The following is a 15768-nucleotide window of genomic DNA, read 5'->3' as shown; positions in this document are numbered from 1 at the left end:
TCAAGAAGGCTAAAGAACAGCCTTCTCGCCGGCTCGTCTTAAGCCTGTCGCCCCTGTTCAAGGCGCTTCCGCTTTTCTATTTTATTCATAGCTGTAAAAACCGCGCCCTGATTTCTTACCGAGCCAGCCGGCTTTCACATATTTACGCAAAAGCGGGCACGGACGATACTTATCATCACCAAAACCTTCATGAAGTGTTTCCATAATGTATAAGCATGTATCTAAGCCGATAAAATCAGCTAGCGTTAGCGGTCCCATTGGATGATTCATGCCAAGCTTCATCACTTCATCGATGGCTTCTTTGGTGGCAACGCCCTCGTAAAGCGTGTAAATGGCTTCATTGATCATTGGCATGAGGATGCGGTTCGAGACAAAGCCAGGAAAGTCATTTACCTCAACCGGTACTTTGCCCAACGTTTTGGTCATATCCTCAATCACTTGATAGACTTCATCGGCTGTTGCAAGCCCGCGGATTATTTCAACGAGTTTCATAACGGGAACAGGATTCATAAAATGCATGCCGATTACCTTTTCTGGACGGCTGGTGGCAGCGGCAATTTCTGTGATAGGCAATGATGAGGTGTTACTAGCTAGGATGGTATGTGCTGGAGCGATTTTGTCTAGCTGTGAAAAGATGTTTGTCTTGATTTCCATATTTTCAACTGCTGCTTCAATGACCAGGTCGACGCTGCTGGCATCGTTGAGATCGGTTGAAGGGGTTAGTCTGGCGATTACTTCCTGCTTTTGTTCCTCTGTAATTCGGCCTTTGTCTACGTTGCGGGTGAGGTTTTTCTGGATGATTTCTAAACCCCGCTCCACAAATTCAGGTTTTAAGTCATTCAATACCACTTCGTAGCCGGCTTGGGCACAAACCTGAGCAATTCCGGAGCCCATTTGACCCGCACCAATCACCATAACCTTTGAAACGTTCATTGTTTTCCCTCCATCTCTCTATTAAAAAAACTGTGGTCCGCCTTCTCGCAAGTTGGAAGGTGGTATCCGCAAGTGAAATTAGCTTATCCGCAAGTGAAAGTCCGGTATCCGCAAATAGTTTCTGGCTATCCGCAAGTTAGCCTCCCTTGCGCAAATTAAACCTGCTTATCTGCAAGTGAAAGGCCCTTATCCGCAAATAAAATGAACTTATCCACAAATAAAGGCCTCCTAACCGCAAATTAAATCTGTGCTGTCTCACTCCGACAGCCTTACGCTTTTGGCACCTCAATCATCACCGCATCACCCTGGCCGCCGCCTGAACAAATCGCAGCAATTCCGACTCCGCCGCCGCGGCGCTTCAATTCATGCATCAAGGTAATAATAATCCGTGCCCCGCTTGCACCAATCGGATGACCAAGCGCCACCGCACCGCCATTGACATTGACCTTTTCCAGATCAAGCCCGGCAATTTTTGTGCTCGCTAATGCCACAGCTGCAAAGGCTTCATTTATCTCAAACAAATCAATCTCTTCCAAGCTGCGGCCAGTCTTTTTTAACAGCTCATTAATCACCAAGCCCGGGGTCTGCGGAAAATCTTTTGCTTCGACTGCAATCGCTGTATGGCCAAGAATGACGGCCTCCACCTTGCGTCCCTCACGCTCAGCCCGCTCCTCACTCATTAACACAAGCGCTGCTGCACCGTCATTCACGCCTGGCGCGTTCCCGGCCGTAATCGTCCCGGTTGAATTGAACACCGGGGCCAATTTGGACAAGCGCTCTAACGACGTATCCTTGCGCGGCCCCTCATCTGCAGAAACCAACACCGGATCCCCTTTGCGCTGCGGTACCTCAACCGATACGATCTCCTCCGCCAATTTCCCGCTCTCGATAGCGGCAATTGCCTTAACATGGCTTCGCAGCGCCCATTCGTCCTGAGCTTCACGTGAAAGATCCATTTCTGCTGCTGTACTATTTCCATAAGTGCCCATATGAACCCCGGTGAAGCTGCAGGTCAATCCGTCATGAATCATTAAGTCCTTAACGGTTGAGTCACCCATGCGAAAGCCCCATCTTGCTTTTGGTAAAATATATGGCGCGTTGCTCATCGATTCCATACCGCCCGCGACAATGACCTCTTCATCGCCGGCACGGATGATTTGGTCTGCCAGCGTCACGCTCCGCATTCCTGAAGCACAAACCTTGTTAATCGTCTCCGTCTTAACTTCCCATGGTAGTCCGGCATGAATAGCTGCCTGCCGCGATGGAATTTGCCCCTGGCCGCCTTGTAACACCGTTCCAAGAATGACTTCCTCTACTTCTTCCGGCTTCACACCTGAACGAATCAATGCTTCCTTTACGGCAATTCCGCCAAGCTGTGACGCCGTAAAGCCGCTTAAATTCCCTCCTAATTTTCCAAAAGGTGTGCGAACACCGCTTAAAATCACCGTTCTCCCCATGCTAATCTCTCCCTTATTCCCATTTTTCAGCTGTTCTCCCTTTGCTTGTGGCGACTGAACGCTCGCTCGAAATGAAACGAAAAATATAACGCAGGCAAGGAACCAACGATTCCGGCTTACGCTTTTTAAAATAATGTAAGCGTTTAACTATATACCTCTATTTTACATAAAAAAGAGCAAGAGTTGAAATGTTTTACACAAAATTTTTAAAATTTTGATTTGTAAAAATTCAAGCTCTTGCTCATGGATTTAAGAAGCGACTGCTTGCCCGTCACCACAAACGGCTTTTTCAAGCAGCTCAGCCACATCGTAGGTTGCAACCTTTTCTTCCACTTCTTTTGCCTTCGTTCCATCGGAAAGCATCGTCAAGCAGTAAGGGCAGCCCGAACTGATCACGGATGGATTGACGGCTAGCGCCTGCTCTGTCCGGCTGACGTTGATGCGGTGACCGGTTTCTTCCTCCATCCACATTAAACCGCCGCCTGCGCCGCAGCACATTCCTTTTTCCCGGTTGCGTTCCATTTCGACCAGCTGCACACCCGGAATCGATTTTAAAATCTCCCGCGGCGGATCGTAGACGTCATTGTAACGTCCGAGGTAGCAGGAATCATGGAAGGTAATCTTTTCATTCACCGCATGCTTCGGAACAAGTCTTCCATCACGGACCAGCTGATAAAGCACTTCCGTATGATGGAAGACTTCTGCTTCTAACCCGAAATCAGGATATTCATTTTTAAAAATATTATAGGCATGCGGGTCAATCGTAACGATTTTCTTGACCTCTGCCTTTTCAAACTCCTCAATATTCTTGGCCGCAAGTTCTTGGAATAAGAACTCATTTCCTAAACGGCGAGGTGTATCACCAGAGTTCTTTTCCTTATTGCCAAGGATGGCAAACTTCACACCTGCTTCGTTGAGGAGCTTGGCAAACGATAAGGCAATTTTTTGACTGCGGTTATCATAGGAGCCCATTGAGCCAACCCAGAAAAGGTATTCAAATTCTTCGCCGGCCTTATTCATTTCTTTCACGGTTGGAATGTGGACATCCTCGCGAGCCTCACGCCAGTTCTCACGCTCTTTACGGTTTAAGCCCCACGGGTTGCCTTGACGCTCAATATTAGTCATCGCGCGCTGGGCATCGGCATCCATCTTTCCTTCTGTCAAAACTAAGTAACGGCGCATGTCGATAATTTTATCGACATGTTCATTCATAACAGGGCATTGGTCCTCACAGTTTCGGCAGGTGGTACACGCCCAAATCTCCTCTTCGGTAATTACATCACCAATCAAACTAGGGTTGTAAAGCGCAGCAGCAGCTGTTTCCTGTGCACCCTGACCTTGTGCCGCAAGTGCGATCTGGTTTCCTTTTGAATTGGCAAATGCAAACGTCGGCACCCATGGCTGCTTAGAGGTTACAGACGCACCATGAAAGGTGAGGTGGTCGCGCATTTTAACGATTAAATCCATTGGGGACAGCATTTTGCCCGTTCCTGTGGCCGGACACATATTGGTACAGCGGCCGCATTCTACGCAGGCATAAAAATCAATCATTTGGTGCTGGGTAAAGTCTTCAATTTTACCAACGCCGAACGATTCTTGTGATTCATCTTCAAAATCAACTTTTTTCAATTTTCCCGGTTTATCCAAACGGTTAAAGTAGACGTTGGCCGGCCCGGCGATTAAGTGGGCATGCTTGGACTGCGGCACGTATACTAAGAAGGTTAACAAGAATAATAAATGCGCCCACCATGCTATGTAAAAAACAACAATGGAGGCGGTTTCACTAATCCCCGAAAAAATAACCGAAATCACTGAAGCAATCGGTTCCGTCCATGATGGCTCTTCCCCATGCCAAATGAGGCCCATTCCATTCCCCAGTAAAACAGACACCATTAATCCGCCAATGAATAACAGAACAAGACCTGATTTAAAATTGCGTTTTAAGCGGACTAATTTTTCTACATAGCGGCGGTGAAAAGCCCACACTACCGCAACAAGAATCATTAATGTGACAATCTCTTGGAAAAAGGTAAATCCCGCATACAATGGACCCAGCGGCAGATGTGAGCCAGGTGCGAGCCCTTTCCAAATAAAATCAATGGCGCCAAATTGGACTAAAATAAAGCCATAAAAGAACATGACATGAATGGCACCACTTTTTTTATCTTTTAAGAGTTTCTTCTGGCCAAACACGTTGACCCAAATTTTTTGCAGCCGTTCTTTGACATTATGATCAAACTCCACTTTCTTTCCCAGTTTGATAAATTCAATTCTTGTTTTAACCACATAAACAAATAGACTAATCGCGTAAGCGGTTACAGCCAGAAATGCAATGAGGTTGACCCATAAAAGACCATTCAAGTAAAACGCCCCTTTCTTTGATTCTCCCCGATTGTTTGTAGAAAATAGTAAATTTTCAGAATTGTATCTATGTCTATTATAAAAATGAATGAGCATTCAGTCAAATCATTTTTATCAAATTGGCCAACTTATAGAAAAGTTCGTACATGGGGACACTAACGAAACCGAATGGGGGAAGATTTTCAATGAAATTTGTAGTCATTTTGAGTGGACTGCTTGTTCTTTTCATTATATGGCTTGTCCTAGATTTTAGCTTAGGCCGAAAGAAGCATCTGCTGATTGCAAACAAAGTGGAGACCGGCATCCTCCACAGCGAGTTTGAGATTTTTACACATGGCAAGGATTTTTTCCGTAGCTATTTTTCTGAGATTCAAAAAGCCCAAAAACATCTCCATATTTTGTATTATATTATAAAGAATGACAGCTTGGGACAGGAATTTTTCACAATTTTAAAAAAGAAGGCACAAGAAGGTGTCGAGGTCCGTTTGCTGATTGACCGGCTTGGCAGTTTAACGATCAAGAAAAAAGAGGTGAAGGACCTTAAAACCGCTGGCATCCATGTCGCGTTTAGCAATCGGGTCAAACTTCCCTTCCTCTTTTACTCTGCCCAAGTTCGAAACCACCGAAAAATATCGATTATTGATGGAAAGATCGGCTTTATGGGCGGCTTTAATATTGGCAAAGAATACATTGATGAAGACCCGAAGCTTAGTCCTTGGCGGGATTACCAGTTAAAGCTAACAGGTGAGGGCGTTCATTTTTTGCAGAGTGCGTTTTTGCAGGATTGGAACGAGTATGCGAGCGAAAAGGTTCATCATGATCCAAGGCTTTTTCCTCCACTGTCCAAAGGCAGCATCCGGCATCAATTAAACCCAACGGAAGCGGGGCTGTTGGAAGGAATTTTTATTGACCTGATGAGGAAAGCCGATCAATCGATTATCATCGGCACCCCTTATTTTATTCCAAGCTCGCCCATTTTTAAGGAATTACTGGCAGCGCGGCGGCGCGGCGTCCAGATTACGCTCATTGTCCCCTATACCTCTGATCATATCCTAGTTCAAGAGGCATCTTACCGCTTTTTACGAAGGCTTATCACGGCAGGTGCCCAGGTTTATCAATACCAAAATGGTTTTTATCATGCAAAGACAATCCTGATTGATGATAAAATTTGTGATATTGGCACGGCCAATTTCGATCGGCGCAGTTTATTTTTAAATAAAGAAATAAATTGCTATATCTATGATCCAGCCTTTATTAAGCGATTGAAGAGTGTCATCGATCGGGACATCCTTGATTCTAAAAAGCTGTCGCTCACTGTCCTAAATAAACCAAATCTTTGGCGATCTGTAAAAGAAACAATAGCTGGGGCTGTTTGCTACTTTTTATAAGGGGGAGTGTTGATGATCAAAATTCGGTTTGGCTATGTTTCACATGCAATCAGTTTATGGGATGCCTCCCCAGCGAAGGCACTGACTTTTACCCGTTATCAGCAGCTTAGCGCCTCTGAGCGCAAGGAAAAGCTGCTTGAGGTGACGAGGTTAAATCTCAAGCACACCTTAAGGATGCTTTACTACAATCTGGCGCACGAAATTGAATTGTACCGGTTCTCAAGCTCAATTGTCCCGTTGGCGACACACCCAGAGGTGCGCTGGGATTTTACCACTCCTTTTTTAAAAGAATGGCGGGAAATTGGCGACTTAGTAAAACGGAATCATTTGCGCGTCAGTTTTCATCCGAATCAATTTACCTTGTTTACCTCTCCCAAAAAGACGATTACCGAAAATGCCGTCATCGATATGACGTACCATTATCAGATGTTTGAGGCAATGGGGATTGCTGACAAAGGGCTGATTAATATCCACATTGGCGGTGCCTATGGCGATAAGGCCGCCGCACTGTCGCGATTTTATGAAAACCTGACCACCTTGCCTAGTCACATTAAAAAGGTCATGACCCTCGAAAATGATGATAAGACTTATACGGCGGAGGAGACTTTAAAGGTGTGTGAAAAAGAAGAAATCCGGTTAGTGTTTGATTATCATCATTATATGGCCAATCTTAGTGAAGCCCCGCTCGAGGAGCTGCTGCCGCGGATTTTTGGGACCTGGTCTAAGGGTGAAATGGTGCCGAAAGTCCATATTTCTTCTCCCAAAAATGAAAAGGAATTCCGCTCCCATGCGGATTTGGTCGACCCGGAATTCATTATGCCGTTTGTGAATTTACTGCGTGAACTCGGGCAGGATGTCGATTTTATGATTGAGGCCAAGGCAAAGGATCAGGCGGCCTTAAAATTAGTCGAGGATTTAAGTAAATTGCGGGGATTTAAGCGGATAAGCGGGGCCAGCATTGAAATAAAATGAAAGAGTCTCCGTTTACGCTGGAGACTCTTTTCTATTCTTCGATTAGATTGAGGACGGGAACATCTTGTTCATTCTCCGGATCCTTTCGGGTATAGATCCGCGCCATTTTCGTGGTTTCGTCAACATGTTGAATAATGACGGGGGTCCCATCATAAGTCACATTAATCATATCCGCTGATTCAAGTATTTCTTTTGCTCTTCCAATATTCATTTAAACGGTTCACTCCTACTCAATTTCTATCTTTACTATCTGCATTTTTTTGGAAGATATTCATGTTAAAAATAAAAATTCCCCACAAAAAAAGCCTCAAGGATTAAGTTTCCTAACCAAGAGGCTTCCATTTATGTTTTACATTTTTTCTGGAGCTGAAACGCCAATTAAAGCGAGCGCATTTTTAAGTGTGATCTGCACGGATTTTACCAAGGCAAGGCGTGCTTTCGTGCGGTCTAGATTGTCGCTATCAAGCACCTTGTCCGCATTATAAAAACTATGGAACGCTGCCGCTAATTCCAAGATATAATTCGTGATGCGGTGCGGTACACGCTTCTGTGCGGCCTCGCCAACAGCTGCCGGAAATTCACCAAGTTTCTTTAATAGGTCAATTTCTTTTTCAGATTCAATGAATGAAAAATCAGCATCTGCGTCAACGGAAATTCCCTGGTCTTCGCCTGAACGGAGGATACTGGAAATTCGGGCATGAGCATATTGTGCATAATAAACTGGGTTTTCATTGGATTCCGATACAGCTAAATCCAAGTCGAAATCCATATGCGTGTCTGAACTGCGCATCGCGAAGAAGTAACGCGTCGCATCGAGGCCAACCTCATCGACTAAATCACGCATTGTTACGGCTTTTCCGGTCCGCTTACTCATCTTCATTTTTTCACCATTTTTATAAAGGTGAACTAACTGAATAATTTCAACCTCGAGCACCTCGCGGTCATAACCAAGGGCCTGAATGGCGGCCTTCATCCGTGGAATATAGCCATGGTGGTCAGCACCCCAAATATTGATTAATTTTTCAAAACCACGCTCAAGCTTGTCCTTGTGGTAGGCAATATCCGGTGTTAAATACGTATAAGAGCCGTCTTGCTTAATGAGAACGCGGTCCTTATCATCGCCGAAATCCGTTGAACGCAGCCAGGTTGCTCCGTCCTGCTCATAGATATAGCCTGTCTTACGAAGTGCGGCGAGTGCCTCATCGATTTTACCATTTTTATAAAGGGACGTTTCTGAGTACCATACGTCAAAGCCAACCCGGAAATCTTCAAGATCCTTCTTCAGTTTGGCCATTTCATATTTCAAACCATACTCACGGAAGAATTCGAAACGCTCTTCATCCGTAACATTTACATACTTATCGCCGAACTCTTCTGCTAAAGTCTTACCAATTCCAATGATATCGGCACCATGATAGCCATCCTCCGGCATGTCTTTCTCCAAGCCAAGTGCTTGGAAATAGCGGGCTTCTACGGACAACGCTAAATTATTAATCTGGTTGCCGGCATCATTAATATAGTATTCACGCGAAACATCATAGCCTGCTTTGGCAAGGATATTGCTAAGCGAGTCGCCAACGGCCGCACCGCGGGCATGTCCAAGGTGAAGGTCCCCGGTTGGGTTGGCTGAAACAAATTCAACCTGGACTTTTTGGCGGTTGCCTGTTGTTGTTTCGCCGTAGTGTTCCCCAGCATGAAGAACGGTCGGAATTAAATCTGTTAAATATGCATTGTTCATGTAAAAGTTAATAAAGCCTGGGCCTGCTAGTTCAATTTTTTCAATCGAAGCCTTTGTACGGTCAAAATTGGCAACCAATGCCTCTGCAATCATCCGCGGTGCCTTTTTTGCGACGCGCGCAAGCTGCATCGCCATGTTGGTTGAATAATCACCGTGAGCCTTTTCCTTTGGGGTCTCTAGAATGACATCGGGAATCTGTTCCTCTGAAGCTAGGCCTGCCTTCAGCACGGCTGCTTTGATCTCTTCTTTTAGTTTTGTTTGTACCTGTTCTACTATATTCATCTTTCTTCCTCCTGAAAGGTTATCTCCATATGGAATGTACCGGCAGGTGAGCCCTGCATTGTGAAATCATAAAGAATATCAATCAGACCCTTTGTGTGTTCGAGTCTTCTAGTCATTGTCATTGTTTCAAATACCCCAAACGGCATCTCGTAGCTGCCTCTTAATTTCTTATGTAACCTGAAGGGTAGGCGCATCTTTACGGCCCCGCCTCGGAGGATCAGCGCCTCATCTGGCGCAACCTTCACAATTGTCCGGACTGTACCTTCTTCTAGTACTTCCTCATATTTAAGGAATGAAGCCCCGTCCTTTTCAAAATAGCGGCCAAATACCTGCAGCTCAATGGTCTCTGAGCCTTCTTGCTGATGAATCGTTGTTTTCACATTAATCTTCATGGGAATCTCTGTAGTAGACAAACTTGACAACTGTAACACTTCCTTTATTAAAAGGAATTTATCATCCTCTTTAGATCGTTCGCTAGTATCATAATTGACCTAAGTACATAAAAGCATACTTTTTCTATTATAAACTTAGATCACCAACAAATCAAAAAATGCCCGCCCCGCACCGGGACAGGCACCCATTGCTTTCATGGTGTCAGGCACCATTAACCATCAAGGCACTGTGGCTATACGACTAATAGTGACAGGCACCATTACCTAACAAAGCACTATGGCTATACAACAAACGGTGTCAGGCACCGTTTATTTTACCCAGCCTAGGATCATTTCGCGGAGTAGTTTGCTGGCGGTGTTGGCTGTTTGTTCTGATGGGTCATAGATTGGCGCCACTTCAACAAGGTCGCCGCCGACTACGTTAACTTCAGAACGAGCAATTGCATGGATGGAGGCGAGCAGCTCTTTTGATGTGATGCCGCCTGCATCAACCGTTCCTGTACCAGGTGCATGTGCAGGGTCAAGCACATCAATATCGATGGTGACATATACTGGACGTCCTGCTAGTGTTGGCAGGATTTCTTTTAATGGCTCCAGCACTTCAAATTTAGAAATATGCATACCGTTCTCTTTTGCCCACTGTAACTCTTCCTTCATCCCGGAACGGATTCCAAAAGAGTAAACATTTTTTGGTCCAATATGTTCGGCAATTTTACGAATTGGGGTGGAGTGTGATAATGGCTCACCCTCGTATTCCTCACGCAAATCCGTATGTGCATCAAAATGGATAATCGCTAAATCCGGATACTTTTTATACATAGCCTTCATGACCGGCCATGAAACAAGGTGCTCTCCGCCCATGCCAAGGGGGAATTTGCCAGCTGCTAAAATCTGATCAACAAATTCTTCAATCATATCCAGGCTGCGCTGCGCATTACCAAATGGAAGTGGAATGTCACCGGCATCAAAATATTTAACCTCTTCTAACTCACGGTCAAGGTAAAAACTATACTCTTCAAGACCAATGGATACCTCACGGATACGGGCTGGGCCGAAACGTGACCCTGGGCGATAGCTCACTGTCCAATCCATTGGCATTCCATATAATACAACCTGACTATCTTCAAAATTCGGGTGACTTTTAATAAAAACATTACCCGAGTATGCCTCATCAAAACGCATTCTACTATCCCTCTCTTTTATGTATTACCAGCCACAAACGATTTTTGTGACCGTTCTGTTTGTATTATGAACCCAAATGGGCGCAATTTTTCTTTTTTGTGACCGTAGGACTACTTTTCTTGACACTTTGGTCACAAAAAACTATTTTTGTTACCGTCACATCACTTTTCATAACCCCAGCGGGCACAAAAAATCACTTTTTTGACCGTACCGCCGCACAGCCTCGGGTTATGGGCACAATTCCGCTACTTCAATAAATCGCCAACAAACTTTGGCAAAACAAACGCGGCTTTATGCAGTTCTTTTGTGTAATATTTGGTCTCAATCTCATGGAAGCGCTCTTCGCTAACCTCCAAAGGATCATATTTTTTTGAACCAATCGTAAATGCCCATAAGCCGCTTGGGTATGTTGGAATATTGGCTACATACAGACGTGTAATCGGGAAAATCTCTCTCACATCGCGTTGAACATCTCGGATTAACTCCGCTTTAAACCAGGGGTTATCCGACTGCGCCACGAAGATGCCATCTTCTTTCAATGCTTTAGAAATCCCCGCATAAAAACCTTTCGTAAACAGGTTCACCGCAGGACCTACTGGTTCAGTTGAATCTACCATTATCACGTCATACTCATTTTCGCTTTTGGCAATGTGCATAAATCCGTCGTCGACGCGGACATCGACACGCGGGTCATCGAGCTTGCCGGCTATTTCAGGTAGGAATTTCTTAGAGTACTCGATTACCTTTCCATCAATATCCACCAGGGTAGCCTTCTTCACGCTTGGGTGCTTTAGGACCTCACGGATCACACCCCCGTCGCCGCCGCCGACCACTAGTACGTTTTCCGGGTTTGGATGGGTGAATAATGGTACGTGTGCAACCATTTCATGGTAAACAAATTCGTCACGGACCGATGTCATCACCATGTCGTCTAACAAAAGCATGTTGCCCCACTCTTCTGTTTCAATCATATCTAGCTTTTGAAATTCAGTTTGCTCTGTATGTAAGGTTTGGTTGACTTTCATGGTAATCCCAAAGTTTTTCGTCTGCTTTTCTGTAAACCAAATTGACATGCCCAACTTCCTTCCATTTCGCATATAGTCAAGCGGCTGCATGAACCTAGAGCACGGCCGCTTCCGCTCTTCTTTGTCCAGCTCCAACGGCCAACGACTAGTGTATTGCCCCTCACCTCCCTACGATAAGTCAACATCGAATCGCTAACGCTCTTCGTGTTTCCTTTATCTCAGTCGGCGCGGTCCAATCCATACGTCGTTAAACGGCCGTTTCCGCTTTTCTTTTATGCTACCCAACCTATTGAATTACAAACATAAGAAAAAGTCTAGTAAAATTTAAGGAATTTTTCCATGAATGTTTAAAATGACTCTATTTTTTCAATACTATTACTATCTAAATTTTAAAAGTGTCAATCGTAGGAAAATCTAGCTGCAGCGCTAAGCTGACAAAGCGCTCCCGCTTAATAGAGAGGTGAATACAATGGAAATCATGACTGATCAGGGATTTCGAAAGACAATAAAATACCTAAGGGCATTTATCATCATCAGTTTGATCGGCATGATTTGTATGCTCATCCTCTTTGCCGGTGTTCTTGGCTATGCGAAAATACTGGGGGCACCGCCGCTGGCTGTCCCGCAATCAACGTTATTTTTCGCCGATAATGGAACTTTAATCGGTGAAAGCAACAGCGGTCAAAAACGCTACTGGGTCGGGATGAAGGACATATCGCCAGATCTAGTCAATGCAACCGTCTCCGTTGAAGATAAGAACTTCTATCATCATCACGGCTTTGATTTTAAACGAATTGCCGGTGCAGTCGTTGCTGACGTTCAAGCCTTTGCCAAAGTTCAGGGGGCAAGCACCATTACGCAGCAATATGCACGGAATCTGTTTCTTGAGCACGATAAAACCTGGAAGCGGAAACTGACTGAGGCGTTCTATACGATACGCCTTGAAATGAACTATTCCAAAAAAGAAATTCTGGAAGGCTATTTAAATACCATCTATTACGGCAACGGCGCCTATGGTGTGGAAGCGGCCAGCCAATATTATTTTGGAAAAAAAGCTTCCGAATTAACCCTTGCCGAGGCCAGCATGCTTGCAGGCATACCTAAGGGTCCGGGGATCTACTCGCCGCTCGCCAATATCGGAAAAGCCAAAACCCGTCAGGCAGTTATTTTAAAAACCATGGTGGAAAACGGCTATATTACCAAAAAGGCTGCCCAAGCGGCCGCGGCTGCCCCGCTTAGGTTAGAAGGCGTCCACAGCACACATAAAGTGAAAGTGGCCCCTTATTTTCAGGATGCCGTTCGGAATGCACTCAAAAACCAGCTTCATTTAGATGACCGCACGATCGCCTTAGGCGGTTTAAAGGTCTATACAACCCTTAATTTAAAGCAGCAAGAAGCGGCCGAAAGCCAAATTAAAAAATATGTGGCCAGCTCCTCCGACATTCAAGTCGGTCTTGTCGCCATGGATCCGAAAACGGGCGATGTCAAAGCCATGGTCGGCGGCCGGGATTATGAAAAAAGTCCGTTTAACCGCGCCGTCCAAGCGATACGGCAGCCAGGTTCAACGATCAAGCCGTTGTTGTATTATGCTGCCCTTGAGCATGGCTTTACCCCGTCATCAACGATGCGGAGTGAGTATACGACATTCCATTTTGATGATGGCCAGCCAGATTATACACCGCATAACTTCAATAATAAATATGCGAATGGGGAAATCACGCTTGCCCAGGCGATTGCTGTATCTGATAATATTTTTGCCGTCAAAACTCATTTATTTTTAGGCGAAGATACCTTAATTGAATCAGCGAAAAAATTTGGTTTGTCTACAAAGATGACGGAAGTGCCATCACTAGCTTTAGGAACTTCCGGCGTCCGCGTAATTGAAATGGCCAACGCCTACAGCATGTTTGCGAATGGTGGAAAAAAAGTTCATCCGGAGTTAATTACACGAGTGGAAGACTATAATGGCAATGTCATTTTTGAAAAAGAAGATCATCATGAACGAGTATTAAATGCAGCACGAGCGTACGTTATGACACAAATGTTAACAGGGGTATTCGATTCGAAGTTAAACGGCTATGCCAAGGTGACTGGAAGTACGGTTAGTAAAGATATCACCCGACCCTATGCCGGAAAGTCCGGTTCAACGGAAACAGACAGCTGGATGATTGGCTACTCGCCGCAGCTGGTTACAGCAGTGTGGGCGGGTTATGATGTCGGAAAGCCGATTGAAATGGTTGCCGAAAAAACGTACGCCAAAAAGATTTGGGCTCATTTTATGGAAGATGCTTTAAAAGGAAAACCAGTTAAGGCGTTCAAACCGCCAAAAGAAGGTGTAATCGGCCTATATGTTAATCCGGAAAACGGAAAACTAGCAACAAAGGATTGCCCTGTCCGCCGCTTCACTTACTTTGTCAAAGGAACTGAGCCAACGGAATATTGCACCGATCACCTAAAGAATGCTCATCATCCTGCCAAAAAGAAGCTAGATGAGAAACAGGTTCCTTGGTATAAGAAAATTATGCCTTGGAATTAAAACAGCAAAAAGCGGCGAACTCCAGCCGCTGGTATTGGGGACAATAAACCATTAGAAAAGCTCCGGATTGCTCCGGAGCTTTTCTTGTCCTAGTTTTACAGTGTGTTCACACTGAATATAGTTTACCTCATTTATCCAAAAAAGAACAAGAATTAAACTTGTTTTTTTTACTAAAAAATTATTCAGCTAACAGGCCTTTTTTCAGTTCTTCGGTAGAATTCTCCCATAAAACCGCGTTGTGTGCACGTAAGAAATCAGCTAAAACTTTTTTAGAAGAATCATCCATCACATCGACGATAATATGGCGCTTAAGTGATTTATCCATGCGGTTGACATGTTCCGGCAAAGATTTATAGCCGCGGCGGATTCCACGGTCCACGGTCATAAAGCAGGCCGTCACACCGGCATAATAAGGGCCTTCCTCATTGCGATCAATCGTCACCCAAACCAGCCAATACGGCTTGCCATTTGGTACTTCTTCTTGATTTGCCAAAAATTTAATTCCTTTTTCCACGGCACTGCGGGCATGCATGGCGCCGATATCAATCTCCGCCTCGCCTGCCTCAATATCAATAAACACTGGTGAAACATTATCAAGGCTCAAAGCCCCTTTTCCAAATCCTTTGTGACCATCCATCGGGTCACTTTTTTTGATAATATTAAAACCAAGTTTTTTCTTATTTTCTTCCATTGAAAAATAAACCTCCTAGAAAAAAAGTGTATAAAAGAAATTGCTTAATCCTTCCCTTACCCATGGGACGACGATGCTAAAAATAGGCTGAATCGTAAATCGATCAAGCGGGGTGATCACGAGAATTAAAAAGATTAGCATTCCGTACTGTTCATATTGTGTCATTTTCGCACGAACATGATGAGGGGCAAGGTCCTCTACAATTCTGTAGCCATCGAGCGGCGGGAGCGGTATCAGATTAAAGATGAACAAAACGATGTTTAAATTAATAAAAATCATTAGGAATTCATCAAAATAAGCAGAAGATCCCACACTGAAGCGCATAAGTCCATAACCGACAATAAAACCGAGCGAGGCTAGAATCAGATTTGATAACGGGCCTGCTGCGGAAACAAGGATGCCGGCAAGACGCGGTTTCTTAAAATAAAAGCGGTTAACCGGTACGGGGCGGGCCCAGCCAAATCCAGCAATAAAAATGAGAATCGTTCCGATCGGGTCAAGATGCTGGAGCGGATTTAGGGTCAAGCGGCCTTGCTTTTTGGCTGTATTGTCACCAAATTTATAGGCGACGTAGGCATGGGCAAATTCATGGAATGTGAAGGCAAAAATAAGGGTAATCGCCACATAGGGAATTAGCCGCAGTGGGTAGGCCAAGTGGAATCCTTCCATTTCATTTCTCCTTCCTTATGATAAACCGTTAGATGAATGGCTAAACCGTCATTCATTTGGACCATTACTTCATATTTCTTTAAGTATACCTGATACCGCTTGGAAAATGAAAATCAAATGTTCACTCTATATTGCACTTTTA

The 15768-nt window shown here is 44.7% G+C and carries 13 protein-coding genes; 3 read left to right on the top strand and 10 right to left on the bottom strand.

The genetic code is table 11. The features are described 5' to 3' along the window. Window positions 1–81: 81 nt before the first annotated feature. The 3 genes from J7E81_RS21255 to J7E81_RS21245 all read right to left on the bottom strand — a co-directional run bounded on the left by J7E81_RS21255 (window position 82) and on the right by J7E81_RS21245 (window position 4751). Window positions 82–933 (bottom strand): 3-hydroxybutyryl-CoA dehydrogenase, encoded by an 852-nt coding sequence (locus J7E81_RS21255; protein ID WP_215045448.1) that lies wholly within the window; start codon window positions 931–933, stop codon window positions 82–84. Between the two features lie 269 nt (window positions 934–1202). Continuing rightward, on the bottom strand, window positions 1203–2390 hold the full coding sequence (locus J7E81_RS21250; RefSeq protein WP_215045447.1) for an acetyl-CoA C-acetyltransferase: 1188 nt from the start codon (window positions 2388–2390) through the stop codon (window positions 1203–1205). Between the two features lie 249 nt (window positions 2391–2639). Then, window positions 2640–4751 carry a (Fe-S)-binding protein gene (locus tag J7E81_RS21245; RefSeq protein ID WP_215045446.1) on the bottom strand — a complete coding sequence of 704 codons (2112 nt, stop codon included), beginning with the start codon at window positions 4749–4751 and terminating at the stop codon, window positions 2640–2642. 185 nt (window positions 4752–4936) lie between these two features. Between J7E81_RS21245 and cls the strand changes: the two genes are divergently transcribed. Further along, window positions 4937–6139, top strand: a complete 1203-nt coding sequence (gene cls / locus J7E81_RS21240) for a cardiolipin synthase (protein ID WP_215045445.1) — start codon at window positions 4937–4939, stop codon at window positions 6137–6139. 15 nt (window positions 6140–6154) lie between these two features. Next, window positions 6155–7111: a UV DNA damage repair endonuclease UvsE gene (uvsE, locus tag J7E81_RS21235; RefSeq protein ID WP_215045623.1), complete on the top strand. Its 957-nt coding sequence runs from the start codon at window positions 6155–6157 to the stop codon at window positions 7109–7111. A 31-nt stretch (window positions 7112–7142) separates the two neighbouring features. On the opposite strand, the gene J7E81_RS21230 is transcribed toward uvsE, so the two are convergent. The 5 genes from J7E81_RS21230 to speE form a co-directional block, all read right to left on the bottom strand. Beyond that, a complete protein-coding gene (locus J7E81_RS21230; protein WP_215045444.1) occupies window positions 7143–7322 on the bottom strand; it encodes an H-type small acid-soluble spore protein in 180 nt (59 codons plus the stop codon). 138 nt (window positions 7323–7460) lie between these two features. Then, on the bottom strand, window positions 7461–9131 hold the full coding sequence (gene argS / locus J7E81_RS21225; RefSeq protein WP_215045443.1) for an arginine--tRNA ligase: 1671 nt from the start codon (window positions 9129–9131) through the stop codon (window positions 7461–7463). Then, the gene (locus tag J7E81_RS21220; RefSeq protein ID WP_308162253.1) at window positions 9128–9562 is read right to left on the bottom strand and encodes a YwiB family protein; all 435 of its coding nucleotides are present in this window, start codon (window positions 9560–9562) and stop codon (window positions 9128–9130) included. The genes argS and J7E81_RS21220 overlap by 4 nt, the downstream gene beginning before the upstream one ends. Window positions 9563–9832: 270 nt before the next feature. Further along, window positions 9833–10705 (bottom strand): agmatinase, encoded by an 873-nt coding sequence (gene speB / locus J7E81_RS21215; protein WP_215045442.1) that lies wholly within the window; start codon window positions 10703–10705, stop codon window positions 9833–9835. 245 nt (window positions 10706–10950) lie between these two features. After that, the gene (speE, locus tag J7E81_RS21210; protein WP_215045441.1) at window positions 10951–11778 is read right to left on the bottom strand and encodes a spermidine synthase; all 828 of its coding nucleotides are present in this window, start codon (window positions 11776–11778) and stop codon (window positions 10951–10953) included. 421 nt (window positions 11779–12199) lie between these two features. On the opposite strand from speE, the gene J7E81_RS21205 reads away from it, so the two are divergent. Next, the gene (locus J7E81_RS21205; RefSeq protein ID WP_215045440.1) at window positions 12200–14266 is read left to right on the top strand and encodes a transglycosylase domain-containing protein; all 2067 of its coding nucleotides are present in this window, start codon (window positions 12200–12202) and stop codon (window positions 14264–14266) included. Window positions 14267–14444: 178 nt separating this feature from the next. Here J7E81_RS21205 and J7E81_RS21200 read toward each other — a convergent pair whose 3' ends face one another. Both J7E81_RS21200 and J7E81_RS21195 read right to left on the bottom strand, forming a co-directional pair. After that, window positions 14445–14957 carry a YwhD family protein gene (locus J7E81_RS21200; RefSeq protein WP_215045439.1) on the bottom strand — a complete coding sequence of 171 codons (513 nt, stop codon included), beginning with the start codon at window positions 14955–14957 and terminating at the stop codon, window positions 14445–14447. Window positions 14958–14972: 15 nt separating this feature from the next. After that, window positions 14973–15626, bottom strand: coding sequence for a site-2 protease family protein (locus J7E81_RS21195; protein WP_215045438.1), 654 nt, complete (start codon window positions 15624–15626; stop codon window positions 14973–14975). Between the last annotated feature and the right edge of the window lie 142 nt (window positions 15627–15768).

Origin of the sequence: Bacillus sp. ISL-18, assembly GCF_018613415.1 — a bacterium.
Taxonomy (GTDB): domain Bacteria; phylum Bacillota; class Bacilli; order Bacillales; family Cytobacillaceae; genus Neobacillus.
Note: the sequence above shows the minus strand (reverse complement) of the source record. Positions and strands in the feature narration are given on the sequence as shown.

Coding starts and splice junctions, on each gene's coding strand:
- J7E81_RS21255 (WP_215045448.1), bottom strand. CDS start 933: ATGAACGTTTCAAAGGTTATGGTGATTGGTGCGGGTCAAATGGGCTCC.
- J7E81_RS21250 (WP_215045447.1), bottom strand. CDS start 2,390: ATGGGGAGAACGGTGATTTTAAGCGGTGTTCGCACACCTTTTGGAAAA.
- cls (WP_215045445.1), top strand. CDS start 4,937: ATGAAATTTGTAGTCATTTTGAGTGGACTGCTTGTTCTTTTCATTATA.
- J7E81_RS21230 (WP_215045444.1), bottom strand. CDS start 7,322: ATGAATATTGGAAGAGCAAAAGAAATACTTGAATCAGCGGATATGATT.
- argS (WP_215045443.1), bottom strand. CDS start 9,131: ATGAATATAGTAGAACAGGTACAAACAAAACTAAAAGAAGAGATCAAA.
- speB (WP_215045442.1), bottom strand. CDS start 10,705: ATGCGTTTTGATGAGGCATACTCGGGTAATGTTTTTATTAAAAGTCAC.
- speE (WP_215045441.1), bottom strand. CDS start 11,778: ATGTCAATTTGGTTTACAGAAAAGCAGACGAAAAACTTTGGGATTACC.
- J7E81_RS21205 (WP_215045440.1), top strand. CDS start 12,200: ATGGAAATCATGACTGATCAGGGATTTCGAAAGACAATAAAATACCTA.
- J7E81_RS21200 (WP_215045439.1), bottom strand. CDS start 14,957: ATGGAAGAAAATAAGAAAAAACTTGGTTTTAATATTATCAAAAAAAGT.
- J7E81_RS21195 (WP_215045438.1), bottom strand. CDS start 15,626: ATGGAAGGATTCCACTTGGCCTACCCACTGCGGCTAATTCCCTATGTG.